Source organism: Amnibacterium sp. (genome assembly GCF_051956055.1).
GTDB lineage: Bacteria > Actinomycetota > Actinomycetes > Actinomycetales > Microbacteriaceae > Amnibacterium.
The window spans coordinates 69,252-93,119 of record NZ_JBQCGC010000041.1 but is presented as its reverse complement, the minus strand read 5'-3'; the positions used below and the strand labels follow the sequence as shown (position 1 = coordinate 93,119).

Below are 23,868 nucleotides of genomic sequence, written 5' to 3'. Positions count from 1 at the left end.
GCCGGTCCGACACCGGGAGCGTGCGGATCAGGCGAGGTGCCCGGTCAGCCGCTCCCATGCGCCGGCACCGACCGACGCCTTCTCGGCCTCGGTGAAGGGCGCCGTCTCGAGGAACGCGCGCGCCCGACCGCCGCCGGTCGGCACGTACGGGTAGTCGGTGGCGTACAGGATGCGCTCGACGCCCACGACCTCGGCCGTCCACCGGAGGTACCGCTCGCTGAGCATCCCGCTCCCGGTCACGCCCACGTTCTGCCGGAACACCTCCTGGATCCCCCGCTCGAGGTGGAGGCCCGTGCGCCCCATGCCTGCCTCGAACCGCTCGAGGAAGAAGAGCACGACCTCACCCCAGTGCCCCACGATCACCTGCAGCTCGGGGTGCCGGTCGAAGACGCCGCCGAGGATCATCCGAAGCAGCTGCACGCCGGTCTCGTAGTGCCAGCCGATCCCGTGGTTCGCGAAGGCGAAGTCCACGTCGTCGCCGAGCCCCGAGTAGTACTGCGTCCTGACCGGGGCGACCGGGGTCTGCGGGTGGAGGTAGAGCGGCGCGCGGAGGCGGGCCGCGACGCCGTACAGGTCGTCGAACTCCCGCGCGTCCGCGTTCGTCGTCCCGGTGCGCCCGTTGAGGAGCGCGCCCCGGAACCGCAGGCCGGTCACCGCCCGCTCGAGCTCGGCCGCCGCCTGCTCCGGGTCAGGGGTGGGGATCGCCGCGAAGGCCTGGAACCGGTCCGGATGCGCGGCGACGATCCCGGCGAGCGCATCGTTCGCCTCCCGCGCGACGTGCACCGCGTCCGCCGCGCCGAGGTTCTGCACGCCGGGGCTCGTGAGGGACAGCACCTGGACGTCGACCCCCTGGTCGTCCATCGCGGCGATGCGCTCCTCCCCGACCTCCCGGAGCCGCCGGGAGAGCGGGTCGTCGCCCGCGCCGTGCACCTCGCCTCCCGACACCCGACGCCAGGCGTCGAGCAGCTCGGGGACGACGAAGTGCTCCTCCAGGGCCACGATGCGCATGCGCTCCTCCTCCTGCGGCTCAGGACTACCCTCCCCCTCCTGAGCACCCCCTCCTGAGCACCCCGGTCAGGCGCAGCGCGCACACTGCCGCGATGGCGACGGATCTCTCCGGCCGCGTCGCGCTCGTCACGGGTGCGTCTGGCGGCATCGGCTCGGACCTCGCGGTGCGGCTCGCCGGCGCGGGCTGCGACGTGGCCGTCCACTGGTCGGGGCACGAGGACGCGGCTCGGGCGGTCGCCGACCGCGTCGCGGCGCTCGGGGTGCGCGCGGTGACGCTGCAGGCGGACCTCGCCGAGCCTGAGGCGACCGGAGGTCTCGTGGCCGCGGTCGAGGAGCGGCTCGGCCCGATCGACGTGCTCGTCCCGAACGCGGGGATCGGCCCGGCGGCCGCATCGATCGAGGACGTGTCGCTCGACGCGTGGAACCGGACGATCGCGGTCAACCTCACCGCCCCGTTCCTCCTGGCGCAGCGGGTCGTGCCGGGGATGATCGAGCGCGGGTTCGGCCGGCTGCTCCTCGTCTCCTCCGTCGCGGCGTACACCGGAGGCATGGTCGGTCCGCACTACGCGGCGAGCAAGGCGGGGCTGCACGGCCTCGTGCACTGGCTCGCAGCGCGGACCGCGCCGCACGGCGTCACCGTGAACGCGATCGCGCCGGCGCTGGTCGCGAGCGGCATGGTGCCCGAGGACTTCGATGCGTCCCGGATCCCGGTGGGCCGGATCGGCCGGCCTGAGGAGGTCGGCGAGCTCGCGATGGCGATGCTCACGAACGCGTACCTGACGGACAAGGTGTTCCTCGCCGACGGCGGCATGCGCCCGGAGTGATGCGGGCGGTGGTTCCCACCCTCCGGAAGGACACGCCGTGAACACACGGCGAAATGCGCGACACGCGTGTCGCATCCGGGCCCCCTCTTCTGGGGGTGCCTAGCGTCCTGCGCGTCGACCCGGCGGGCCGACCGCACGGGAAGGGGCTCGCGCTGGGCTGGAACGAGGATCCGACGGGGGACGGCGCGCAGCCGGGCCCCGATCGACGCATCTCGTGGCAGGCCCCCCGTGAGCTCCGCGGCCCGAGGATCCCGCAGGACCCGCGCGCCGCCCGGCCCGCCGACCGCCCCGCCCGGCCCGCCCCCGAGCAGGACCCGCGCCAGGCGGCGCCGCGACCGCGCCCGGCGGGCACGGCCTCCACGGGGCAGCTCCCCGCGGCCCGCACGCGCCAGACCCCCGGCGGCCCGACCGGCACCGCGCGGATCCCCATCGTGCGGCAGACCCCGGCCGGCCCCGCAGCACCCCGCCCGGGCGTCCGGCAGCCGGAGGGTCCCGGCCACGGCGGTCAGCCGCCGGTCCGGTCACGCCTCCGGACCCCGCCGCCCGTCGCGGCGCCGCCGCGCACCCTCCCGGGCGCGCCCGCGGTGCCGCAGCCCTCGCCCGTCCTGCCGGCTCCCCCGGCTCCGTCGGCGGCCGTCCCCCAGCCCCTGGGGATGCGGCCGTTCTCGCAGCTCACCCCGATCGCCGTCCCGGCGCCCCCGAGCGCGCCGGCCGTCGCGGCGCCTCCGGCCCCTCGCCGCAGCCGGCGTCACCTCGGTCGCGGCCTCCTCGCGCTCGTGGCCGTCATGGCGCTGAGCGTGCTGTGGGGCCTGCCCGCGTTCGCGAGCGAGGCGCTCGACGCGCCGCCCGTGCTCGGCGTCTCGACCACCGGCGGGCTGCAGCGCCTCCAGGTCGGGCAGGTGAACGGCGGCGGGGCGACCACCGACGCCGTGAGCGGCTCGCTCCCGGTCGCGCCGGCGCCGATCTGGATCAAGCCGGTCATCGGGCACCTCGGCGATCCGTTCGGCCCGCGCCCGATCCAGCCCGTGCCGGGCGTCAACCTCTTCCACCGCGGGCAGGACATCGTCGCGCCGTGCGGGGAGCCGATCCACGCCGCGCACGACGGCGTCGTCCAGACCGCCAGCTACTGGGGCACGTACGGCAACTGGATCCTGCTCGACAACGGCGGTGGGATCGCCACCGGGTACGCGCACGCCTCCCAGATCCTGGTGTCGGTCGGGCAGCACGTGAAGACCGGTCAGGTGATCGGGCTCGTCGGCCAGACCGGTGCCGCCACGGGATGCCATCTCCACCTCGAGGTGCACATCAACGGCGTGGCGGTCAACCCCGTGCCGTTCTTCGCCGCGAAGCACATCTCGCTCGGCTGACCCGCGCCCGGCGGCCGCGACACGCCCCCGGGAGCACGACAGCAGGATCCAGGAGCATCAGCAGGACGCTGCGGGCGCCTGGATCCTGCCGTCGGCGCTCCGTCCTGCTGTCGTGCTCGGGCGGAGGCTCAGCCGCGGCCGATGTAGGGCATGGCGGTCGCCGTCACGGTCAGCCACTGGACGTTCGCGGACAGCGGCAGCGACGCCATGTACACGAGCGCATCGGCCACCGCGGCGACATCCATGGTCGGCTCAGGGCGCTTGGTACCGTCGGCCTGCAGCACCCCCGCGTCCATGCTCCTGGTCATCGCGGTCGCGGCGTTGCCGATGTCGATCTGGCCGGCGGCGATCGAGAACTCGCGGCCGTCGAGGGACGTCGACCTGGTCAGCCCCGTGACCGCGTGCTTGGTCGCGGTGTACGCGATCGAGCGCGGCCGCGGCACCTGCGCCGAGATCGAGCCGTTGTTCACGATCCTGCCGCCCTGCGGGTCCTGGGCGCGCATGATGCGGAAGGCGGCGCGGGTGCACAGGAACGTGCCGGTGACGTTGACGTCGACCACCTCCCGCCATTCGTCGACGTCGACCTCGTCGACCTGCACGGTGCTGCCGCCGCGGCCCGCGTTGTTGAACAGCAGGTCGAGCCGGCCGAACCGGTCAGCGACCTCGCCGAAGGCGCGCTCGACCTGGTCCGCGTCCGTCACGTCGGCCGGGAACGCGTGGATGCGCTCCACCTCCGCGGCGAGCGCGTCGAGCGGGTCACGGCGCCTGCCGAGCACCGCCACGGTCCAGCCCGCCGCCGCGAGCGCTCGCGCGCACGCCGCCCCCACGCCGCTGCCGCCTCCGGTCACGATCGCGATGCGCTCCGCCATGGCACGGGTCTACCTGCCGCGACCTGGGGAGGCCTGCAGGCGCGGTCAGCGGGAGGCGCGGGGCGCGTTCCAGCGCTGCTGCGCGGCGTCGAGGCCGAGCGCCGCGAGGTCGACCACCGCGTCGGCGGCGTCGCCGACGAGCAGCGGCAGCTCCTTGCGCTCCGTCGGGCTGAAGTCGCGGAGCACGAAGTCCGCGGCGGGCTGCCTGCCAGGCGGGCGACCGATGCCGACCCGCACGCGCGGGAACTCGGGGGTGCCGAGCACGGCGGCGATGTCCCGCACGCCGTTGTGCCCGCCGTGACCGCCTCCGGTCTTCAGCCGGAGGTCGCCGAACGGGATGTCGAGCTCGTCGTGCACGACGACGACGCGCTCCGGCGGCAGCGAGTAGAACTTCGCCAGGGCCCCGACCGGGCGACCGGACTCGTTCATGTAGGTCTGCGGCGCGGCGAGCACGAACCGGGTGCCGCCGGGCCGGTCGCGCCCCTCAGCGACGCCGGCACCGGTGCGGTGCCGGGCGAAGCGGGCTCCGAACCGCGCCGCGAGCTCGTCGACGACCATGCGGCCGACGTTGTGCCGGTTCCCGGCGTACTGCGAGCCGGGGTTGCCGAGCCCGACGACGAGCCAGGCGTCGTCGGGCATCGGCGGTCAGACGTTGTGGCTCAGGAGGCGCTGGCGACGGGCTCGGCGGCCTCGGGCTCGGACGCCTCAGCGGCGGACTCGTTCTCGAGGGCCTCCTCGGCCGGAGCGAGCGAGACGCCGACGACGAGCAGCTCCGGGTCGGAGCCGAGCTCCACACCCTCCGGCAGCGTCACGTCGGCCGCGGTGATCCGGGTGCCGTCCTGAGCGCCCTCGATGTCGACGACGACGTGCTCGGGAATCGCGGTGGCCGAGACCTTCAGGAGCAGGTGCTGCGCGTCGAGCGTCGCGACCGTGCCGGGGAACGACTCGCCGTGCAGGACGACGGGGACCTCGACCTCGACCTTCTCGCCCGCGCGCACGACGAGCAGGTCGATGTGCTCGATGATCTGGCGCACCGGGTCCTTCTGCACGTCCTTGACCAGCGCGAGCTGGCTGCCGCTCGGCAGCGCGAGCTCGAGCACCGCGTTCGCGCGGCGGATGATCAGGGCGGTCTCGTGGCCCGGGAGGGAGATGTGCACGGGGTCCGTGCCGTGCCCGTAGACGACGGCCGGGATCCGGCCCGCGGCGCGCAGCTTGCGGGCCGCGCCCTTCCCGAACGACGTCCGCGCCTCGGCGGCGATCTTGTCAGCCATGCTGGTCCCTCCACACGGGGCCGCAGCGCGACCCGCTCGAATACGGTCGGCGGTGCCGCAGTGGCCCGAAGCCGGGCGCCCTGCGTCGATCACGGCCGTGGCGGACGCCACGACCCTCGCCGAAGTCCAGCCGTCGAGCATAGCGGACCGCGGAGGCCCGGAGTTCCGCCTCCGGGCGTCAGCGGGAGGTGAGGATGTGCGCCAGCACGGTCTCGGTCACGTCGTCGCTCGGGTTCGTGACGTGCACGGTCAGCCCCGGCTCGTCGGGGCCGAGCGGCTCCAGCGTCGCGAGCTGCGAGTTGAGGAGGGAGGCGGGCATGAAGTGCCCCTTCCGCTCGTGCAGGCGCCGCTCGAGCTCGGTGCGCTCCACGTCGAGCAGGACGAAGAGCGCCGCGGGCTCCCCGGCGAGGATCCGCCGCCGGTAGTCGCGCTTCAGCGCGGAGCAGGCCATCACCGGCACCCCTCCGGCCCGCGTGACGTCGCCCATGGCCCGGCCCACGGCGTCGAGCCAGGGCGCCCGGTCGACGTCGGTGAGCGGGACACCGCCGTGCATCTTCGCCCGGTTCGCGGCGGAGTGCAGGTCGTCCGCATCGAGGTACGTGCCGCCGCCGATGCGCGCCGCGAGGGCGGCGGCGACGGTCGACTTCCCGGATGCGGAGACGCCCATGATCACGAGCGGCGGCGTCGACATGCCGCCATCCTCCACGGATCAGGCTGGATCTCCGACCGGCCGCGTCGACGGATCAGTAGAACTCGTGCGTGTTCACGGGGTTGATCAGGGGCTCCCCGTCGAGGTACCGGGTCGCGTTGCGGGCGAACAGGTCGGCGATCAGCTCGTCCTCACGGTCGCTGAGGGCCGCGGTGTGCGGGCTGATGAGCACGTTCGGGAGGTCCCACAGCGGCGAGTCCGCGGGCAGCGGCTCCGGATCGGTGACGTCTAGGCCGGCGAAGCCGATCCGGCCGCGCTGCAGCTCGGCGATCAGCGCCTCCTGGTCGATGACCGTGCCCCGGCCCACGTTCGTCACGACCACGCCGGGCTTGGCGGCGGCGAGCACCTCGGCGCTCACCAGGTGCCGCGTCTCCTCGGTGCCGGGCAGCGTGACGACGATGCCGTCGACGTCGCCGACCGCGGCGGCGAGGTCACGGGGGTCCACGACCTGCTCGACGCCCTCGACGACGACGGGACGCCGGCTCGTGCCGAGCACGTGCACGCCCTGCCGCGCGAGCCGCTCCGCGACGAGCCGCCCGATGGAGCCCAGCCCGACGACGATGACCCTGCTGCCCTCGAGCCGGCGCATCATCCAGCGGGACTCGGCCCACTCGTGCGCGCGCTGCGCCTCCTGCAGCCGCGGCAGCGTCTTGAACCCGGCCAGCAGCGCGAACTCGCACCACTCCGCGAGCGGCACCGCGTGCACGCCGGCGGTCGTGGTGAATCGGACGCGGCCGAGCTCCTCCGCCGTGAGCCCCGCCGCCTTCACCTGCGAACCGCCGCCCGCGGGCATCAGCTGGACCCACTCGATCGCCGGGTTCGCCCTGAGGGCCGCGGCCAGCTGCGCGGGCCGCTCCCCGGGGATCCCGTAGAGCACCTGCGCGGAGGCGATCAGCTCCTGGAACCGCCGCTCGTCCGCCTCCGACCGCACGAAGTCCGGGTCGCCCTGGTGGTCTCCCGGGTGCCGCATCGGCGGCAGGAGGTCCTGCTCGACGATCAGGTCGAGCCGCGGCTCAGCGGCGCGCACACGGTCCGCGAGCGCCTCCGGCAGCGGGGTCACGGCGACGGCACGGAGTCGGCGATCGGTCATGGCTCGAGCCTAGAGAGCGCCTCCCGGTCAGGCTGACGCCGGGCCTCCGGCGATACGCTCCAAGACGGCATCCACGAAGGAGATACACGTGAGCGAGAAGCCGGTCGGCGTCGCCGACATCGGGGTCGTCGGGATGGCGGTCATGGGGTCGAACCTGGCGAGGAACCTCGCCCACCACGGCAACGTGACCGCGATCTACAACCGCACCGCGTCCAAGACCGACGAGGTCATCGCGGAGCACGGCTCGGAGGGCGAGTTCGTCCCCTCCCACGACATCGACGACTTCGTCGCGAGCCTGAAGAAGCCGCGGGTCGCGATCATCATGGTCCAGGCCGGGAAGGGCACGGACGCGGTCATCGACCAGCTCGCCGACCGGTTCGAGCCGGGCGACATCATCGTCGACGGCGGCAACGCGAACTTCCTCGACACTATCCGTCGCGAGCAGGACCTCAGGAAGCGGAACCTCAACTTCGCCGGCACCGGGATCTCCGGCGGCGAGGAGGGCGCGCTGAACGGGCCGTCGATCATGCCCGGCGGCTCCGACGACGCGTGGAAGCGGCTGAAGCCGATCCTCGAGTCGATCGCGGCGGAGGCGGAGGGCGAACCCTGCGTCACGCACATCGGCCACGACGGCGCCGGCCACTTCGTGAAGATGGTCCACAACGGCATCGAGTACGCCGACATGCAGCTGATCGCGGAGGCGTACGACCTCCTCCGTCGGGTCGGCGGTCACGACACGGCCGCGCTCGCCGAGGTGTTCGACGAGTGGAACCAGGGCGACCTGGAGTCCTACCTGATCGAGATCACCGCCGAGGTGCTGCGGCAGCAGGACGCGGAGACCGGCAAGCCGCTCGTCGACGTGATCGTCGACCAGGCGGGCAGCAAGGGCACCGGCGTCTGGACGGTCCAGAACGCGGTCGGGCTCGGCATCCCCGTCTCCGGCATCGGCGAGGCCGTGTTCGCGCGGGCCGTCTCCTCCAAGCCGGACCAGCGCAAGGCGGTGCAGGCGCTCGAGAAGGGCCGTCCCGAGCCGGTCGCGAAGCCGGACGGCTTCGAGGACGACGTGCGCGCCGCGCTCTACGCCTCGAAGGTCGTCGCGTACGCGCAGGGCTTCGACATCATCATCGCCGGCGCCGAGCAGTACGACTGGCAGATCGACAAGGGTGCGGTCGCGAAGATCTGGCGGGCCGGCTGCATCATCCGCGCGAAGTTCCTGAACCGGATCGTGGAGGCGTACGAGCGGAATCCGGAGCTGCCGACGCTGCTCGCCGACGAGTACTTCGCGAAGATCGTCGCCGACGGCGAGGCGGCCTGGCGCCGCGTCGTGTCGACCGCGGCGCTGTCGGGCGTGCCCGCGCCGGGCTTCGCCTCCGCGCTGTCGTACTACGACTCGCTCTCCTCCGACCGCCTCCCGGCGGCGCTGATCCAGGGCCAGCGGGACTTCTTCGGCGCGCACACGTACGGCCGCATCGACAAGCCGGGCGTCTTCCACACCCTCTGGAGCGGCGACCGCAGCGAGATCCAGACGGAGGGCTCCGGCCACTGAACCTTGCTCACGCTTCTGGACGCCGCCGCGGCGATGCGACGTCCAGAAGCGTGAGCAAAGTCACCGGGTGAAGGTGGCGCTCGTCCCGCCCTTCGTGAAGGTGATGCCGCTGCCGGTCGTCGACAGCGTCAGCTCACCGCGGAAGCACGCGGACACCGCCGCATCGTGCGCGCCGGCGACGCCGAAGCAGCCCATCGCCGTGGACGCCCCCGGGATCGCGACGACGAGCCCGGCCGGGCCCGGCTCCGGCTCGACCACGACGCTCATCGTGTTGCACTTCCCGGCCAGCACGGCGGTCAGCTCACCGTTGCTGTGCTCGAACCGCAGCGTGTAGGGGGCCGCGGCGAGGAAGGCGAGCGTGCCGGTCCCCTTCGTCGACCGGGACACGGCGCAGGTGAACGGCTGCACGTGAGCCGGGACGCACGTGCGGTCGGTGCGCGGCAGCTGCGCCTCCCCGATCCCCGCGGCGCCCTCGTACTGGAACGTCACCATCGCGCTCGACGAGTCGAACGCGATGCCGCCGACGCTCGCGTCGACCTCGAGCGGCCCCCGGAGGAACGCGTCCGCCCAGTGCTTCGCGTCGTTCGTCCCCGGCCCGGTGCACCCGGAGGCCTCGCCGACGAGCAGCGTTCCGGTGCGGATCAGCCGCTTCCCGTCGTACCGGACCGGGACGACCGCCGCGAAGCAGCTCGCGCTGCGGACGGTGAGGAGCAGGCCGCCCTGCGCCGTGGTGAAGGACATCGACAGCGGGTCCTTCGCCGGGCCGCCGGTGTCACCGGTGACCGAGGGCGCCCCGTACACCGAGCGGTAGGTGCCGCACTCGAACGGAAGCACCTTCTGGGGCGCGCAGTCCTCGGCGATGTAGGGCGGCTGGATCGACGACGTGTTCGGCGACGCCGGGGTCGTCCCACCGACGTCGGTGCGCGGGTGCACGATCGCCAGCGCCGTCGCGGGGACCGCTATCACCGCAGCGGCGACGACCGCGGTCACGAGGAGGGGGCCGATCGCACGGCGCTCAGGCCGGCGAGCCGGGGCCGAAGCAGGCCGGGCCTCGGCGAGCAGCAGGCGGAGGTCCGCCTCCGCTCGCTCGTCCGGCTGCGCCCCGAGTCCGGCTGCGGGATCGGCCGCGCGCAGCCGGTCGATCGGCGCGCTCATGGCTGCGCCTCCCACGCCGCGGCGAACGCGGCCCGCGCCCGGTGGAGGCGCACCCACACCGCGGCCGCGCTGCAGCCGAGCACTCGGCCCGCCTCTGCGGCGGGCAACCCGTCCCAGTAGGTCAGCATCAGGACCTCCTTCGCCGCCTCGGGCAGCCCGTCGAGCACCTCACCGACCCGCGGGTCCGGGGCTGCACGGTCGCCGATCCGCGCCTCGCCCTCGAGCGCGCGATGCAGCAACCGGTCGCGCTCGCGGCTCCGGTAGGCGTCGCCGATCCGGTTCCGCGCCACCCGGAGCAGCCACGCGCGCGTCGGCGCGGGACCGGCGGGGAACGCCTGCCATGCGACCCGGAAGACGTCGGCCGCGATCTCCCGTGTGGTCTCGGCGTCGTCGATCCGCCGGACGGCGTAGCCGAGCACCGCCCCGTAGTGCTGCCGGTAGAACGCGGTGAACGCGGGCGCGATCGTGGTGTCGCTCACCTCGTCGGTCGGTCCCACACCGTGCATGTTGTCGGGTCGCCCCGGATCCTTACATCCCACTTTGCTCACGCTTCGTGACGCCGCTGCAGCGACGCGGCTTCCAGAAGCGTGAGCAAAGCCCGGTCCGTGGACGGAGAAGCCGCCGTCGACGTGGATCGACTGGCCCGTGACGTAGCCGGAGGCGGGGCTCGTGAGGAAGAGCGCCGCGGTCGCGAAGTCCTCCGGCACCCCGTTCCGGCCCACCATCGTGCGGGCCGCGAGCGCGGCCACCCTGGCCGGGTCCTCCTGCAGCCGCGCGTTGAGCGGGGTGAGCACGAACCCCGGCACGAGCACGTTGCTCGTGACGCCGGAGGCGGACCACGCCTCCGCCTGCGATCGCGCGAGCGCCTCGAGCGCCGCCTTCGAGACGCCGTACGCGCCGCTGTCGACGAACGCGCGATGCGCCTGCTGCGAGCTGATCGCGATGAGCCGACCGTAGCCGCGCGCCGCCATGCCCGGCGCGAAGCGCTGGCCCAGGAGGAACGGGGCGTCGAGGTTCAGCCGCATCGTCGCGTCCCAGACCGGCTCGTCGAGCTCCGTCATCGGGGGCCGCAGGTTCACCCCCGCGGCGGAGACGACGATGTCGGGCTCGCCCACCGCGGCCGTGATGGCCGAGCATGCCGCGCGCACGCCGTCGCGCGAGCCGAGGTCCGCGGGCACGACCGCGACGTCGGCGCCGTCCGCGCGCAGGGCGGCGGCGGTCTCGGCGAGCCGCTCCGGGTCCCTGGCGACCAGTGCGGTGCGCGCACCGGCTCCCGCGATGGCCGCGGCGATCGCGCGCCCGATGCCGGAGCTGCCGCCCGTGACGACGGCCGTGCGTCCGGTCAGTGAGAACAGGGCGGCGAGGCGGTCGTTCGGCTGCACACCCCGAGCATGCCGGGTCGGCGCCGGGCCCGGGGCTCAGCCTCCCAACACCCGCAGCACGATCACGAGCGCCAGCTGCGCCACGGCGAGCGGGAGGAGGACGGCCACGGCCAGCCGGGTGCGGCGCGCGAGGCCGAGCAGCGGCACGCGCCGCTCCAGGACCAGGAGCGCGCAGGCGAGCAGCGCCGCTCCGACGAGCACGGCGGTCCGGCCGCCGCCGAGGAACACGGCGGACGCCGTCGCCGCGCCGGCGACGAGCTGCGCGGCGACGGCGGCGCGGACGAGCAGCAGGGCGATCCCCCCGAGCCGATCGGCGGGGCCCGCGACCGACCAGGGCAGCAGGACGCCCTCGACGACGAGCAGGACCAGGAACGCGACCGGCGCCTCCACGACGAGCGGCAGCGTCGAGCCCGGCAGCGCGAAGACGGTCACGAGCAGCGCCGCGACGACCGGGAGCTCCAGCGCGACCGCACCACGGAGGCGCGCGGCCGGCGGTCGCCGCTCGGTGAGCAGGAGCACGCCCGCCCACCACGCGAGGTCCGCGACGAGGGCCGGCAGGAGGGCATCCGCCAGCGGGCGCCCGTCGAACGGCAGCGCGAGCACCCGCAGGACCGGCGACGCGAGCAGGAGGACGCCCGCCACGACGGTCCGCGCACCGGGACGAGTCCCCCTCGTGCGGACGAGCCGGGCCGCCTCCGCGAGCGGCGCGAGCACCGCGATCGATGCGGGCGTGCCGGTGCGCCTCCCGTCGAGCACGGCCCTGAGCGCCGCGGCGCCGGCGGCGAGCACGAGGAGCGCGAGGAGCGCCCCCGCCTCAGCCACGGACCGGCTCCGTGACGGCGAGCAGCAGCGGCAGCGTCTCCGGCCGGGTGCCGATCAGGGGCCGCGCCTCGGGCGCCGGTGCGGGCTCGCCGCGCAGGGCGGCGTCGAGGAGCGCGAGCACCCGCCCTCGCAGGTCCCCGTCCGGCAGGTCGCGCGCGGCCGCCCAGCGGAACGTCGCCGAGCGCCGCACCTGCGCCGCGGCGCGGCGGACGCGGGGCAGGAGGGTGTCGAACGCGGCCCCGCCGACGGCGAGATCGACGACCCGGTCGAGCCGCGCGGCCGGGACCGCCCAGCCCGCGAGGCGCAGCAGCCGGGCGGCGGCCGCCACCGCGAGCACCGGAGCCGCGATCGGGTCCGGGTCCTCCTCGGCCTCCGCGATCAGCCGCCGGACGCCGACCGCCGCGATCCGGTTGTCCGGCCCGGCGGCCCGGTCGACGACGAGCCCGGGCGGCCAGTCGACGCCGACGGGCCCGAGACGGCCGGGGTCCGGAGGCGTGCGCGGGGCGCCCGGCAGGGCCGACCGCTGCAGCTCGCGATCGGCGAGCACGCGGGCGGCGCTGTCCAGCGCCTCCTGCAGGGCCCCGGCGGACCGGACCGTGCGACGGGCCCGCGGTGCGGGAACCTCGGCCCAGATCGCGTCGACCGCGTCGCGCAGGTCGCCTGCCGCCGCGCCGCAGACGAGGAGCAGATCGGCGTCCGCGGGTCCGCGGGCGAGCGCCCATCCCCTCGCCCGCACGGCGGCCTCCGCGCGGAGGCGCAGCATCGGGCTCCCCGGCAGCTCGAGCACCAGCACGTGGGGCCGGAGGAGCGCGAGGGACGCGATCAGCGCCACGGAGGCGTCACGGGCGGAATCGGGCGAGCCGGAGGCTGTTGCCGACGACCAGTACGGAGGAGGCGGCCATGGCACCTCCGGCGACGATCGGGTTCAGCAGGCCCAGCACCGCGATCGGCAGCGCTGCGGCGTTGTACGCGAACGCCCAGAACAGGTTGCCGCGGATGATCCTGAGCGTCGCCCTGGAGAGGCGCACCGCGGTCGCGATGAGCGCCGGATCGTCGCGGACGAGCACGAGGTCGGCCGCGGCGCCTGCCACGTCCGTGCCGCCGCCCATCGCGATGCCGAGATCCGCCGCGGCGAGCGCGGCCGCGTCGTTCACCCCGTCACCGACCATCGCGACCACGTGCCCGTCCGCCTGCAGCGTCCGGACCCGATCGAGCTTGCCCTGGGGCGTCTCCCCCGCGAACACCGTCCCGATGCCGGTCGCCGCGGCCACCGCACCGGCCGCGCCGGCGTTGTCGCCGGTCGCGAGGATCGGCTCCAGCCCGAGCCGGCGGAGGCGGGCGACGGCGTCCGCGGCGCCGGCGCGGACCGGGTCCGCGACCTCGAGCACGCCGATCGCCGCCTCCTCACGCGCGACGACGACGGCCGTCGCGCCGCGGGACTCGGCCTCGAGCACGCGGGGCAGCGCCGCGGTCACGTCGGTCCCGTCCTCCGCCAGCCATCCGGCGCGGCCGACCCGGATCCGCGCGCCGTCGACCTCGGCGACCACCCCGCCGCCGGCGACGGCCGTGAACGAGGTCGCGGCGGGCGCGCCCGTGCCGGTGAGTGCTCGTGCGACCGGGTGCTCGGAGTGCCGTTCGGCCGCGGCGGCGAGCCGGCGCAGCTCGTCCTCCGGGACGTCCGCGACCGGCACGACGGCCAGGAGGGCCATGTGCCCGGTCGTGAGCGTGCCGGTCTTGTCGAGCACGACGGTGTCGATGCGGCGCGTGCGCTCGAGCACCTCCGGGCCGCGGATGAGCACCCCGAGCTGCGCGCCGCGACCCGTGCCGACCAGCAGCGCCGTCGGGGTCGCGAGGCCGAGGGCGCACGGGCAGGCGATGATGAGCGTCGTCACCGCGGCGGTGACGGCGCGCGCGGGGTCGCCCGCGAGCAGCCAGCCGACGAGCGCGGCGACCGCGAGCACGAGCACGACGGGCACGAACACCGCGGAGATCCGGTCGGCGAGCCGCTGCACGGACGCCTTCCCCTCCTGCGCCCGGGCCACGAGCCGGCCGATGCGCGCGAGCTCGGTGTCCGCGCCGACGCGGGTGAGCTCGATCAGGAGGCGGCCGCCGCCGACCGCGACCGTGCCACCGGTGACGGGGTCGCCGGGTCCCGCCTCGACCGGCACCGACTCGCCGGTGAGCAGGGAGGCGTCCACCGCCGTGCGCCCGTCGAGGACCCGGCCGTCGCTCGGGACCGTGTCGCCCGGCCGCACCACCACGTGGTCGCCGACCGCGAGGGCGCCGACGGGCACCCGGGACTCGACGCCGCCCCGCACCCGCAGCGCGTCCTTCGCGCCGAGGGCGATCAGCGCCCGCAGCGCGGCACCGGCCCGGCGGCGGGCCGCCGCCTCGGCGACCCGACCCGCGAGCACGAACGTCGTCACCACCACCCCGACCTCGAGGTAGGTGTCGCCCGCGCCGCGGATCAGCGCGACCGCCGACCAGGCACTCGCGGCGAGCACGCCGAGGCTGACCAGGGTGTCCATGGTCGTGGACCCGTGGCGCAGCCCGATGGCCGCTGCGCGGTGGAACGGCCACGCGCACCACGTCACGACCGGCAGCGCGAGCACCGCGACGGCCCATGCCGGCGCGTGCAGCGCGGGGACCATCGAGAGCAGCACGACGGGCACGGCGAGCACGACCGCGACGGCGAGGCGGGGTCGCAGCCGGCGGGCGTCGCGCTGCAGTCGCGCCGTGCCGGCGGGCCGCGCACCGTACCCGGCCGCCTCGACGGCCGCCACGAGGTCCGGCAGCGGCACCGCACCGCGCACGGTGGCCACCTCGGTCGCGAAGTTCACCGTCGCGGTCGCGCCCGGCACCCGGTTGAGCTTCCGCTCGACCCGCGTGGCGCACGCCGCGCAGGTCATCCCGGTGATGTCGAGCCGGACCTCGGTGGTCGCGGCCATCAGTGGGCGAGCGTGTAGCCCGCCTCCTCCACCGCGGCGCGCACCTCGTCGCCGTCGAGCGGCCGGGAGGCGGTCACGACCACCGTCGACGCGGCGCCGGGCTTCAGGTCGACCGACACGCCCTCGACCCCGTCGAGCGCGGAGAGCTCCTCGGTCACGCTCGCGACGCAGTGCTCGCAGGTCATGCCGGCGACCGCGAAGGTCTGGCCGCCCTCGGCCGCGTGGCGGGCACCGTGCCCGGCGTGGTGCGCGCCGCCGTGGCCGCCGCACGCCCCGCCGCAACCGCAGCCGCCGCCCGCGTGCACGTCCGTGATACCGAGCTCCTGCATGCTTCCTCCTCGATCGATGGTCATCGCACGAGCCGCGCGATCGCGGCCGACGCCTCGCGCAGCTTCTCCTCCGCGACCGGGCCACCCTCGGCGCTCGCCTCCGCGACGCAGTGGGCGAGGTGGTCGTCGAGCAGCGCCAGCGCGACGGTCTCGAGCGCCTTCGTGGTCGCCGAGACCTGGGTGAGCACGTCGATGCAGTACGTCTCCTCCTCCACCATGCGCTGGAGGCCCCGCACCTGTCCTTCGGCGCGGCGGAGGCGCTTCAACAGGTCGTCCTTGTTCGCGACGTACCCGACGTGCTCCTGCATGCCTCCACAGTACCCCCCTGGGGTACCCGGTTCGGATGAGACGACCACCCGCCGGCGGGACACTCAGCAGTATGCGCACCTCGACGGCGCCCCTGCTGGCCGCGCTCCTGCTCGTCGGCTCGCTGTCGGCCTGCAGCGGCGGTTCGACGACGGCGGACGCCACGGCGGGGTCCCGGACGGCGGTCGCGCCCACGATGCAGACGCCCACGGCGCCCACCGCGCTCGACGGCCGGTGGGTCGTCGACGGCGACGTGCGCGCGACGATCACCTTCCACGACGGGAGGTGGACGGCGACCACCTCCTGCACCTCCGGCGCCCTCGGCGGCGCGGGCCGCTACGAGGTGCTCCCCGGCGGCCGGCTGCACGTGGTGCGGACCATGGCGCCCGTCCGCGGCTGCCCGGTGGTCGACGGGCCGTTGCTCGGGAAGGCGAGTGCGATCACGCAGGTCGAGCGCGCCGCCTCGTTCCGGGTCGAGGGCGGCACGCTGACCCTGTTCGAGACGTCGGGGGCCCCGCTCGGCTCGCTGGTGCGCGGCTGAACGGGGCCCGGCGGCCTCCATCGATCTCGATCACGAAGTCCCACGTGACGAGATCGCTCGCCGATCCGGAGATTTTGCGCGACACGCCGCGTGGGCGACGTGTTCTCCGGCGTGTCGCCCAGGAATTCCGGATCGGCGAGGCTCAGGAGGCGGGGGTGATGCCCGCCTCCCCGACGCCCTGGAAGGACTCGATCGCCTCCTCCAGCACGCCGGCCGCGTCGTCGATGAGCGCGTCGGAGATGACCACCGACGGCAGCAGGCGCAGCACGCTGTCCCAGCTGCCGGCGTCGAGCGGGATGACCCCGTGCTCGGTCGCGTACTTCAGCACGTGCTTGAGCAGCGCCGGGTTCGGCTTGCGGGTGCCGGGCTCGACGAGCTCGACGCCGAACATCGCGCCCTTGCCGCGCACCTCGCCGACGGTGTCGTACTTCGCGGCCCACCCGCCGATCCGGGCGACCAGCGCCCGCTCGACGCGCTGCGCCTCCCCGATCAGGTCCTCGCGCTCGATCAGGTCGAACACCGCGAGCGCCGCCGCGGTGGAGACCGGGTTGCCGCCGAAGGTGCCGCCGATGCCGCCCGGCTGGACGGCGTCCATGATCTCGGCGCGACCCGTGACGGCCGCCAGGGGCATGCCGCCCGCGATGCCCTTGGCGGAGGTGACGAGGTCGGGGACGACGCCGTGGTGCTCGATCGAGTACCACGCGCCCGTGCGCGCGATGCCCGCCTGGATCTCGTCGGCCACGAACACGATGCCGTTGTCGCGGCAGTACTGCGCGATGCGGGCGAAGTACCCGGGCGCCGGGATCACGATGCCGCCGTCGCCCTGGATGGGCTCGGCGAAGAACGCGGCGACCTCGCGGGGCCCGATGTGGGTCTCGATGTAGTCGATCGTGCGCTCCGCCGCCTCCTCGCCGGTGAGGCCGTCCCGGAACGGGTAGCTGATCGGCACGGAGTAGATCTCGCCGGGGAAGGGGCCCATGCCCTCCCGCTCCGGCCACGGCCGGTAGGTCATCGCCATCGTCATGTTCGTGCGGCCGTGGAAGGCGTGGTCGAGCACCACGAGGGCTCGGCGCCCGGTGTAGCGGCGGGCGATCTTCGCGGCGTTCTCGACCGCCTCGGCGCCCGAGTTGACGAGGACCGAGTGCTTCTCGAAGTCGCCGGGGGTGATCTCCGCGAGCTTCTCCGCGACCTTCACGTAGTTCTCGTACGGGGTCACGGTGAAGAGGGTGTGCGTGAGCTTGCCCGCCTGCTCCGCGACCGCCGCCTGCACCGCCGGATGGGCGTGGCCGATCGTGGTGACGCCGATACCGCAGCCGAGGTCGATCAGCTGGTTGCCGTCCACGTCGACGAGGATCGCCCCGGCGCCGTGGTCCATGTAGATGTTCGCGAGCGTGCCCGCGCCCCGGCTGACGGCGGCGACGCGGCGCGCCTGCAGCGCGAGGGAGTTCGGGCCGGGCAGCGCCGTGACGACCTTGCGCTCCTGGGGGACGGCGAACGTGCGTGGCTCTGCGAGCGTCATGCGTCCAACGTAGGCATCGCCGCCGACTGCGAGCCGCGAGAACCGCCGCCGTGCTCACGCTTCTGGACGCCCGAGCGGCGATCCGACGTCCAGAAGCGTGAGCAGAGTGGAGGCAGAGTGGAGGGGTGGACTTCACGACGGCGCTCGACCGGGTGCGCTCGATGCTCGGCGGCGGCGAGCGGGTGCTGCTCGGGATCGCGGGATCGCCCGACGCGGGCAAGACGACCCTCGCGGAGCGCCTGGTCGCCGCGGTCGAGGCGGACGGCCGCTTCCGCGCGGCCCACGTGCCGATGGACGGCTTCCACCTCGCGGACGTCGCGCTCGAGGAGCTGGGTCGGCGCGACCGCAAGGGTGCGATCGACACGTTCGACGGCTGGGGCTACCGGAGCCTGCTGCGGCGCCTCTGCGACCGCGCCGACGAGCCGGTCTACGCCCCCGGGTTCGAACGGGTGCTGGAGCAGCCGATCGCGGCGAGCATCGCGGTGGGCCCGGAGGTGGACCTCGTCGTGTCGGAGGGGAACTACCTCCTCGTCGACGAAGCGCCGTGGCGCGACGCCGCCGACCTGTTCGACGAGGTGTGGTTCGCGGACGCACCCGAGGACCTCCTCCGGTCCCGCCTGATCGCGAGGCACGTCGCGTTCGGCAAGGAACCCGCCGCGGCGGAGGCGTGGGTCGACGCGGTCGACCTCCCGAACGCGGCGCTCATCGCGCCGACGCGCGCGCGAGCGGACGCGGTCGTCGCCACCGGCTGACCCCGGCGGCGGGCCCGGTCAGGGGGCGAGCCGCTGGAACAGGTCGTGGTCCTGCCACTCCCCCGCGATCCGCAGGTAGGCGGGCGCCATCCCGATCCGCTCGAAGCCGTTCTTCTCGAGCACGCGCTGCGACCGCACGTTGTGCCGCAGCGTCTCCGCCTGCACGCGGTGCAGCCGGAGGTCCCGGAACGCGAGGTCGAGCATCGCGGCGACCGCGCGGGAGGCGAGGCCGCGGCCGTTGCGCTCGCGGTCCACCCAGTACCCCATGACGCACGACTCGAACGCGCCGCGGACGACGCCGTTCAGCCGGATCACGCCCGCGAGCCGGCCCTCGTCATCGAGGATCGCCCGGGCCACGGCCGTGCCCGCGACCTCGTGGTCGAGCATCCGCTGCACCTCCACCGCCTGCCCCGGCTCGGTGTAGAACGCGTCGGGCCGCACGGCGTCCCACGGCGCGAGGAACGCGCGGTTCGCGGCCTGCAGCCTGGCGATCTCGGCGGCGTCGCCGGGTACGAGCGGGCGGACGGAGGGTGGCACCGTCCGATCGTGCCATCCACGGCGGGTGCGGCGGCGACGTCAGCCGAGCTCGGACACGACCGGCACGTCCACGCCGAACACGGCAGGACGCCTGGACACGAGCACCGCGTCGCCCCCGACCGACCGCGCGAGCCGGCGCGCGAGCGCCAGCCCGAGCCCCGCGCCCTCGCTCGCCGCGTCCCGCACGCCGGGTTCGAACACGTCGCCCACCTCGTCCGGCACCCCGTCGCCGTCGTCGGTCACCGACACGGTGATCCGCTCGCCGTGCCTCGCTGCGGACAGGTGGACGGCGGTGCGCCCGTAGCGGGCCGCGTTGTCCACGATCGGCGCGAGGGCCCGGCCGAGCACGTCGGCGGGCACGGCGGCCATCAGCCCCTCGGGCACCGGATCGACCTCGACCGGGAGGGGGATGCCGTCGCGCGCCGCCACCGCGGTGAGCACGGCTCCGACGTCCGCCGTCGCGGTGGAGCCGGACCCCCGCGCGGCGTCGAGCAGCGTCGTCATCGCGGAGCCCATGTCGTCGGCGGCCGCCACGATGCGCTCGAAGCGCTCCCGCTCGGTCTTCCGGAGGCGCGGGGTCGCCGCGCCCAGCTCCGCCTCGCCGCGCATCACCGTGAGCGGGGTGCGCAGCTCGTGGGCGACCTCCGCCGTGAGGCGCTGCTCGGCGCGGATCGCCCTGTCGACCCGGTCGAGCAGCCCGTCGAGCACCGCGGCGAGCCCGGTGATCTCGTCGCGCGGCGCCCCGAGCCCGAAGCGGCGGTCGGGGCGCTCGTGGGACCAGGCCAGCGCCGTGGCCGTCATCGTGGCGACCGGCTGGAGCGCGCGCCGCACGATCAGCCCGGCGAGCAGCGTGACGCCGGCCACGACGACCACGCCCGTGACGATCGAGCCCGCGATGAGCCGGCTCAGCCCGGAGCGGTACGGCCCCGTGTCGATCGCCACGATCACGCGCCCCACGTGCTGGTGCGGCCGGAGCGCGGCGCCCTGCAGTCGCCAGGACCCCACCTCCACGACCCCGCTGCCGCCGCCGCCGCGGGCGAGCGCGGCGACCTCCGGCCGCAGCTCGGCGGGCACCGACGGCCCCGCGACGATCCTGCCGGTCGTGTCCGCGATCCAGTTCGAGGTGTCGAAGGTCGGGTCGTCCGCGTCCGGGACGCTGGGCTTGCCGTGGATGACCTCGGCGGAGTCCTGCACCGCGACGACCCGCGCCGCCAGGACCTGATCCATCTCGTGGTCCGTGGTCCGCCACGCGACCCAGAGCACGGCGACGACGAGCACGATCATGCCGATCGAGCTGAGGGCGGCGGTCGTCCCGATCAGCCGGCGACGGATGGAGGCGCTGGAGCGGAGCGACCCGTCGGTCATCCCAGCCGGAACCCGACGCCGCGCGCCGTGTGCAGCTGGTCGTCGGAACCGACCTGCTCCAGCAGCCGGCGGATCCGTCGCATGTAGGAGTCGAGGGTGTTGGCCTGCACGACGGCGCCGACGGGCCAGGCCGCCGCGACGAGCTCGCGCCGGCGCACCACCTCGCCGGGTCGCGCGAGCAGCGTCGCGAGCAGCCGGAACTCGGTGGGCGTCAGGCGCTCCTCCGCGTCCCCGCGCCGCACCGAGTAGCGCTCGGGGTCGAGGTGCAGGGCCCGCGGCGAGGCCGCGACGGTCGGCGCACGGCGCACGAGGGCCGTGACCCGCGCCTGCAGCTCCGCGACGGCGAACGGCTTGACGAGGTAGTCGTCGCCGCCGGCTCCGAAGCCCGCGACGACCTCGTGCGTGCCGCCACGAGCGGTGAGGAACAGGACGGGCGCGGAGACGCCGCTCGCCCGCAGCGCCTGGCACAGGTCGCGCCCGTCGCCGTCCGGCAGCCCGATGTCGAGCACGATCGCGCGGAGGCCCGCGTCGGGCGTGAACTCCTTGATCGCCTCCGCTGCCCGGTGGGCGACGACGACGTCGAGATCCACCGCACCGAGCGCCTCGACGACGACGCGGCGCACCTGCGGATCGTCCTCGCACAGGCCGACCGAGACCATTGGATCCTCCTTGTGCGCAGTCGCCAGCGGGGCAGAGGCTACCGCTGGCGCGCGCAGCCGCCTGCGCAGGCGAGCGACTCCGTTGCGATGCCGTCCAGGTCGATGGTCCGCGGTGCGGTCGGCACTGGACACCGGAATCAGGACGGCGTTCACTGCGTTGCACCGGTGATCAGGAGGCAGGCACCATGCGCAGGAAGCACCACGACCCATCGCCCGCGGCGAAGCCGTGGGTGCACCTCGTCGACGACGACGAGAAGCCGTTCGATCAGACGAACGGCATGGTCGACTTCGACACGGAAGCGAAGCCGGACGCCTCGGACACCGACCTGATCGGCAAGGCGGTCGCCTCGAACACGGTGAACGTCGGGTTCTTCGGCGGCGGAGGGTTCTGACCCGCCCAGGACGAGGTCACGCCGCGCGGCGGCGGGCGAGGTTCCCGGCGCGGATCGGCCGACAGGCCGGGTCGAGGAGCGCGGGCGGAATGAACCACGGAATGCGGTCGTCATCGAATTCGATGGCCCAGCCGTCCTCCATGAGCCGGTTATGGAATCCGCAGAGCGGGATCCCGTTGTCGAGATCCGTACCGCGTCCGTGATCGTGTCGTCTCCGCCATTGCCCGACGTGATGGAATTCGAGCATGGAAGACGGGATGTCGCAGTTCGGGAACGCGCAGCCGGTGAATGCGGCCAATATCGCGTAGCGCTGCGCCTTCGTGAACCGCCGTTTCGACTCGCCCTGATCGAGGAGCTGGGATCTGCCGTTCAGCACCTGCGGGATGAGATCCGCTTCGGCCGCCAATCGCCGAGCCGCCGATGCGGAGATGGGCTTCGCGACCCCGTCGATCTTCGCCTGGCCGATCCCGGAGAGCAGCGCCTCGAGGTCGATCCGCACGAGGATCGTCGTGTCCACCCCGGCCTGCTTGCCGTTCGTCGCCTTGACCGCGTCGCGCATGATGCCGATGAAGGCCGCGACCCGCGCCTCCATCGCGGTGGGCTGCCGCATCGCGCGCCGGGCACCGAGATCGGCCACACCGTCGCCCTTCGCTCCGCCCTTCCGCTTCGGGTTCGTCCTCGCCCGCACGGCGGCGCGGTAGAAGGCCGCCGCCTCGGGGTCCAGCTCCGCGACGATCCGGAGCATCCCGTTCGGTAGCCACGTCTCGGTGATCGACGCCTTCCTGCGGAGTGCGTCGTCGCGCCCCTTCGCACCGGCGGCGTCGAACAGCTCGACGATCTCGTGGCAGTGCGCCGTGAAGTCGGCGACCGAGTACCGACCGGAGAGGAACTCCGTGACGAGGTCCTGCTCCAGCCGCGCGAGCAGGTCGCGTTCCACGCGCGCGCCCAGCTGCTCCAGGGTCCGGTCGACCAGCCGGGCGACCGGCAGGATCAGGTCGCCCGCGAGCACCGCTGCCGCGATGTGGGGGCGGTCCGGGGGCAGGTCCTCGCCCGAGGATGCGACGTTCGGCCGGATCGCCTCCCCCACCGCCACCGCACGGGCGGCCGCCCCCAGCGGGATCCCGGCCTTCGCCGCGATGACGCCGCGGGCCGTCTTCCACCCGAGCCGGTGCGCGAGCGACTGCTGTCCCGATCCGCTCGAACGACGGTCGAGCTCGCCCGCGCCTGCCGCCAGGATGCCCTCGGCGGACTGCAGCACGAGCTGCGCGGATTCGATGAGTTCGACCACATCACGGTCCGTCGCGGCGGTCATTCCGGAGATGCCGCCGGGAATGCGCGCAGCGATCTCCAGCAACGCGGAGACGCGTTCCTGAAGAATTCCGCCCGGGTCGGCCATGCCGATACATTCGCATCCCCCTCCGACATCGAATGCCCGATTCAGCCCTTTCGAGGACGCCGAATTCCGGCCACCGGAAGCATCCGGAAGCTGATTTCAGAAAGGGCCCGAGCAGCGGTCCGCATTCGGGATGCGGCCGGCTCAGCGCACCGCACAAGCGGGTCAGGGCTCGAGCAGCTCCAGATCCTCGAGGAGGCTCGGGTGCGTCGGGGTCCAGCCGAGCACCGCGCGCGTCCGTGCGGAGGAGGCCGGCTGGTCCGCGGCGAAGATCGGTCCGACCGGGCCGTAGGTCTCCGCGGGCACCTGCTGCACCGGCAGAGCGAGCCGCCGCCCGATGACCTCCGCGATCGAGCGCACGGTGTCGCCCTCGTCCGCGACCGCGTGCCATGCCGTGCCGGGCTCCGCGCCCTCGAGCACCAGCCGGAACAGCACCGCCGCGTCGAGCGCGTGCACGGCCGGCCACCGCTGCTCGCCGGTGCCCGGGTACCCGGAGACGCCGGTCCGGCGCGCCACCTGCGTCAGCAGACCCGCGAAGCCGCCGTTCCCGTCCCGGTGCACCGTGCGCGGGAGGCGGACGGAGGCGGTGCGGATCCCGCGCGACGCGGCGGCGAGCGTGCGCTCCACGGTGATCCCGCGGCCGCCGACCGGGCCGCCCGTGGGCAGCGGGTCCGTCTCCACGGATGGCCGTCCCTCCGCGCTCGGCGTGCCCGAGACCACCACGAAGGGGCGATCGGTGCCGGCGAGCACGTCGACGATCGTGTCGATCGCGGCCGTCTCCTCCGCGATGTTCGCGGCGAGGGCCTCCGGGCTCGAGAAGTCGTTGCCGAACGCGAGGTGGATCACCCCGTCGGCCGCGCCCGCCGCCTCCCGGACGACGTCGAGGTCGGCGAGACCGCCACGGACGATCGCGGCGCCGGCTCGCTCGGCGGCCTCGGCGGAGGCGTCGGAGCGGGCGAGCGCGGTGACCCCGTGCCCGTTCGCGAGCAGCTCGGCGACGACGGCCGAGCCGATGAGCCCGGTGCCGCCGGTGATGAAGACCTGCATGGGTTCCTCCCGAAGAGTGATGGGACGGTTGTCCCAT

The 23,868-nt window shown here is 74.5% G+C and carries 25 protein-coding genes; 6 read left to right on the top strand and 19 right to left on the bottom strand.

The window, feature by feature from the left end; all coding sequences use genetic code 11:
• Positions 1–27: 27 nt before the first annotated feature.
• A complete protein-coding gene (locus ACTHLI_RS06810; RefSeq protein WP_440182389.1) occupies positions 28–1,008 on the bottom strand; it encodes an amidohydrolase family protein in 981 nt (326 codons plus the stop codon).
• A gap of 92 nt (positions 1,009–1,100) precedes the next feature.
• Here ACTHLI_RS06810 and ACTHLI_RS06805 point away from each other — a divergent pair, with 92 nt between their 5' ends.
• Together ACTHLI_RS06805 and ACTHLI_RS06800 are read left to right on the top strand one after the other, a co-directional pair.
• On the top strand, positions 1,101–1,832 hold the full coding sequence (locus ACTHLI_RS06805) for an SDR family NAD(P)-dependent oxidoreductase (protein WP_440182388.1): 732 nt from the start codon (positions 1,101–1,103) through the stop codon (positions 1,830–1,832).
• 95 nt (positions 1,833–1,927) lie between these two features.
• Complete coding sequence (locus tag ACTHLI_RS06800) at positions 1,928–3,199, top strand: peptidoglycan DD-metalloendopeptidase family protein (RefSeq protein WP_440182387.1); 1,272 nt, start codon at positions 1,928–1,930, stop codon at positions 3,197–3,199.
• A gap of 128 nt (positions 3,200–3,327) precedes the next feature.
• Here ACTHLI_RS06800 and ACTHLI_RS06795 read toward each other — a convergent pair whose 3' ends face one another.
• The 5 genes from ACTHLI_RS06795 to ACTHLI_RS06775 form a co-directional block, all read right to left on the bottom strand.
• Positions 3,328–4,068: an SDR family oxidoreductase gene (locus ACTHLI_RS06795; RefSeq protein WP_440182386.1), complete on the bottom strand. Its 741-nt coding sequence runs from the start codon at positions 4,066–4,068 to the stop codon at positions 3,328–3,330.
• 45 nt (positions 4,069–4,113) lie between these two features.
• Entirely contained in the window at positions 4,114–4,707 is a 594-nt protein-coding gene (pth, locus tag ACTHLI_RS06790; RefSeq protein WP_440182385.1) for an aminoacyl-tRNA hydrolase, read from the bottom strand.
• Between the two features lie 20 nt (positions 4,708–4,727).
• On the bottom strand, positions 4,728–5,339 hold the full coding sequence (locus tag ACTHLI_RS06785) for a 50S ribosomal protein L25/general stress protein Ctc (protein WP_440182384.1): 612 nt from the start codon (positions 5,337–5,339) through the stop codon (positions 4,728–4,730).
• A gap of 178 nt (positions 5,340–5,517) precedes the next feature.
• Positions 5,518–6,030, bottom strand: coding sequence for a gluconokinase (locus ACTHLI_RS06780; protein WP_440182383.1), 513 nt, complete (start codon positions 6,028–6,030; stop codon positions 5,518–5,520).
• Positions 6,031–6,082: 52 nt separating this feature from the next.
• Positions 6,083–7,138, bottom strand: a complete 1,056-nt coding sequence (locus ACTHLI_RS06775) for a D-2-hydroxyacid dehydrogenase (protein WP_440182382.1) — start codon at positions 7,136–7,138, stop codon at positions 6,083–6,085.
• A gap of 88 nt (positions 7,139–7,226) precedes the next feature.
• Here ACTHLI_RS06775 and gndA point away from each other — a divergent pair, with 88 nt between their 5' ends.
• On the top strand, positions 7,227–8,684 hold the full coding sequence (gene gndA, locus ACTHLI_RS06770; RefSeq protein ID WP_440182381.1) for an NADP-dependent phosphogluconate dehydrogenase: 1,458 nt from the start codon (positions 7,227–7,229) through the stop codon (positions 8,682–8,684).
• A 60-nt stretch (positions 8,685–8,744) separates the two neighbouring features.
• Here the strand turns inward: gndA and ACTHLI_RS06765 are convergent, their stop codons facing one another.
• Genes ACTHLI_RS06765 through ACTHLI_RS06735 form a run of 7 tightly spaced genes read right to left on the bottom strand, consistent with a single transcriptional unit; the run spans position 8,745 to position 15,628 of the window.
• On the bottom strand, positions 8,745–9,839 hold the full coding sequence (locus ACTHLI_RS06765) for a hypothetical protein (protein WP_440182380.1): 1,095 nt from the start codon (positions 9,837–9,839) through the stop codon (positions 8,745–8,747).
• On the bottom strand, positions 9,836–11,221 hold the full coding sequence (locus ACTHLI_RS06760; RefSeq protein WP_440182379.1) for an SDR family oxidoreductase: 1,386 nt from the start codon (positions 11,219–11,221) through the stop codon (positions 9,836–9,838). The genes ACTHLI_RS06765 and ACTHLI_RS06760 overlap by 4 nt, the downstream gene beginning before the upstream one ends.
• 36 nt (positions 11,222–11,257) lie before the next feature.
• On the bottom strand, positions 11,258–12,043 hold the full coding sequence (locus ACTHLI_RS06755; protein WP_440182378.1) for a hypothetical protein: 786 nt from the start codon (positions 12,041–12,043) through the stop codon (positions 11,258–11,260).
• Positions 12,036–12,875 (bottom strand): hypothetical protein, encoded by an 840-nt coding sequence (locus ACTHLI_RS06750; protein WP_440182377.1) that lies wholly within the window; start codon positions 12,873–12,875, stop codon positions 12,036–12,038. Before ACTHLI_RS06750 ends, ACTHLI_RS06755 begins: the two co-directional genes overlap by 8 nt.
• A gap of 7 nt (positions 12,876–12,882) precedes the next feature.
• Positions 12,883–14,991 (bottom strand): heavy metal translocating P-type ATPase, encoded by a 2,109-nt coding sequence (locus tag ACTHLI_RS06745; RefSeq protein WP_440182376.1) that lies wholly within the window; start codon positions 14,989–14,991, stop codon positions 12,883–12,885.
• A complete protein-coding gene (locus ACTHLI_RS06740) occupies positions 14,991–15,320 on the bottom strand; it encodes a heavy-metal-associated domain-containing protein (protein WP_440182375.1) in 330 nt (109 codons plus the stop codon). Before ACTHLI_RS06740 ends, ACTHLI_RS06745 begins: the two co-directional genes overlap by 1 nt.
• Before the next feature lie 20 nt (positions 15,321–15,340).
• Positions 15,341–15,628 (bottom strand): metal-sensitive transcriptional regulator, encoded by a 288-nt coding sequence (locus ACTHLI_RS06735; protein WP_440182374.1) that lies wholly within the window; start codon positions 15,626–15,628, stop codon positions 15,341–15,343.
• 71 nt (positions 15,629–15,699) lie between these two features.
• Here ACTHLI_RS06735 and ACTHLI_RS06730 point away from each other — a divergent pair, with 71 nt between their 5' ends.
• Positions 15,700–16,167, top strand: coding sequence for a hypothetical protein (locus ACTHLI_RS06730; protein WP_440182373.1), 468 nt, complete (start codon positions 15,700–15,702; stop codon positions 16,165–16,167).
• A gap of 142 nt (positions 16,168–16,309) precedes the next feature.
• Here ACTHLI_RS06730 and ACTHLI_RS06725 read toward each other — a convergent pair whose 3' ends face one another.
• On the bottom strand, positions 16,310–17,686 hold the full coding sequence (locus ACTHLI_RS06725; RefSeq protein WP_440182372.1) for an aminotransferase class III-fold pyridoxal phosphate-dependent enzyme: 1,377 nt from the start codon (positions 17,684–17,686) through the stop codon (positions 16,310–16,312).
• A 125-nt stretch (positions 17,687–17,811) separates the two neighbouring features.
• Between ACTHLI_RS06725 and ACTHLI_RS06720 the strand changes: the two genes are divergently transcribed.
• Positions 17,812–18,438, top strand: coding sequence for a nucleoside/nucleotide kinase family protein (locus ACTHLI_RS06720; protein ID WP_440182371.1), 627 nt, complete (start codon positions 17,812–17,814; stop codon positions 18,436–18,438).
• Between the two features lie 18 nt (positions 18,439–18,456).
• Here ACTHLI_RS06720 and ACTHLI_RS06715 read toward each other — a convergent pair whose 3' ends face one another.
• From ACTHLI_RS06715 to ACTHLI_RS06705, 3 genes are read right to left on the bottom strand one after another with little or no spacing between them, the layout of a single operon-like run.
• Positions 18,457–18,975: a GNAT family N-acetyltransferase gene (locus tag ACTHLI_RS06715; protein ID WP_440182370.1), complete on the bottom strand. Its 519-nt coding sequence runs from the start codon at positions 18,973–18,975 to the stop codon at positions 18,457–18,459.
• A 39-nt stretch (positions 18,976–19,014) separates the two neighbouring features.
• The gene (locus tag ACTHLI_RS06710) at positions 19,015–20,340 is read right to left on the bottom strand and encodes a sensor histidine kinase (RefSeq protein WP_440182369.1); all 1,326 of its coding nucleotides are present in this window, start codon (positions 20,338–20,340) and stop codon (positions 19,015–19,017) included.
• Complete coding sequence (locus tag ACTHLI_RS06705) at positions 20,337–20,999, bottom strand: response regulator transcription factor (protein ID WP_440182368.1); 663 nt, start codon at positions 20,997–20,999, stop codon at positions 20,337–20,339. Before ACTHLI_RS06705 ends, ACTHLI_RS06710 begins: the two co-directional genes overlap by 4 nt.
• Positions 21,000–21,184: 185 nt before the next feature.
• On the opposite strand from ACTHLI_RS06705, the gene ACTHLI_RS06700 reads away from it, so the two are divergent.
• Positions 21,185–21,391, top strand: coding sequence for a hypothetical protein (locus ACTHLI_RS06700; protein WP_440182367.1), 207 nt, complete (start codon positions 21,185–21,187; stop codon positions 21,389–21,391).
• Between the two features lie 16 nt (positions 21,392–21,407).
• Here the strand turns inward: ACTHLI_RS06700 and ACTHLI_RS06695 are convergent, their stop codons facing one another.
• Entirely contained in the window at positions 21,408–22,703 is a 1,296-nt protein-coding gene (locus tag ACTHLI_RS06695) for a DUF222 domain-containing protein (protein ID WP_440182366.1), read from the bottom strand.
• A 246-nt stretch (positions 22,704–22,949) separates the two neighbouring features.
• Entirely contained in the window at positions 22,950–23,831 is an 882-nt protein-coding gene (locus tag ACTHLI_RS06690; protein ID WP_440182365.1) for an SDR family oxidoreductase, read from the bottom strand.
• Between the last annotated feature and the right edge of the window lie 37 nt (positions 23,832–23,868).

Coding starts and splice junctions, on each gene's coding strand:
- ACTHLI_RS06810 (WP_440182389.1), bottom strand. CDS start 1,008: ATGCGCATCGTGGCCCTGGAGGAGCACTTCGTCGTCCCCGAGCTGCTC.
- ACTHLI_RS06805 (WP_440182388.1), top strand. CDS start 1,101: ATGGCGACGGATCTCTCCGGCCGCGTCGCGCTCGTCACGGGTGCGTCT.
- ACTHLI_RS06795 (WP_440182386.1), bottom strand. CDS start 4,068: ATGGCGGAGCGCATCGCGATCGTGACCGGAGGCGGCAGCGGCGTGGGG.
- pth (WP_440182385.1), bottom strand. CDS start 4,707: ATGCCCGACGACGCCTGGCTCGTCGTCGGGCTCGGCAACCCCGGCTCG.
- ACTHLI_RS06785 (WP_440182384.1), bottom strand. CDS start 5,339: ATGGCTGACAAGATCGCCGCCGAGGCGCGGACGTCGTTCGGGAAGGGC.
- ACTHLI_RS06780 (WP_440182383.1), bottom strand. CDS start 6,030: ATGTCGACGCCGCCGCTCGTGATCATGGGCGTCTCCGCATCCGGGAAG.
- ACTHLI_RS06775 (WP_440182382.1), bottom strand. CDS start 7,138: ATGACCGATCGCCGACTCCGTGCCGTCGCCGTGACCCCGCTGCCGGAG.
- ACTHLI_RS06765 (WP_440182380.1), bottom strand. CDS start 9,839: ATGAGCGCGCCGATCGACCGGCTGCGCGCGGCCGATCCCGCAGCCGGA.
- ACTHLI_RS06745 (WP_440182376.1), bottom strand. CDS start 14,991: ATGGCCGCGACCACCGAGGTCCGGCTCGACATCACCGGGATGACCTGC.
- ACTHLI_RS06740 (WP_440182375.1), bottom strand. CDS start 15,320: ATGCAGGAGCTCGGTATCACGGACGTGCACGCGGGCGGCGGCTGCGGT.
- ACTHLI_RS06735 (WP_440182374.1), bottom strand. CDS start 15,628: ATGCAGGAGCACGTCGGGTACGTCGCGAACAAGGACGACCTGTTGAAG.
- ACTHLI_RS06730 (WP_440182373.1), top strand. CDS start 15,700: ATGCGCACCTCGACGGCGCCCCTGCTGGCCGCGCTCCTGCTCGTCGGC.
- ACTHLI_RS06725 (WP_440182372.1), bottom strand. CDS start 17,686: ATGACGCTCGCAGAGCCACGCACGTTCGCCGTCCCCCAGGAGCGCAAG.
- ACTHLI_RS06710 (WP_440182369.1), bottom strand. CDS start 20,340: ATGACCGACGGGTCGCTCCGCTCCAGCGCCTCCATCCGTCGCCGGCTG.
- ACTHLI_RS06705 (WP_440182368.1), bottom strand. CDS start 20,999: ATGGTCTCGGTCGGCCTGTGCGAGGACGATCCGCAGGTGCGCCGCGTC.
- ACTHLI_RS06700 (WP_440182367.1), top strand. CDS start 21,185: ATGCGCAGGAAGCACCACGACCCATCGCCCGCGGCGAAGCCGTGGGTG.
- ACTHLI_RS06695 (WP_440182366.1), bottom strand. CDS start 22,703: ATGACCGCCGCGACGGACCGTGATGTGGTCGAACTCATCGAATCCGCG.
- ACTHLI_RS06690 (WP_440182365.1), bottom strand. CDS start 23,831: ATGCAGGTCTTCATCACCGGCGGCACCGGGCTCATCGGCTCGGCCGTC.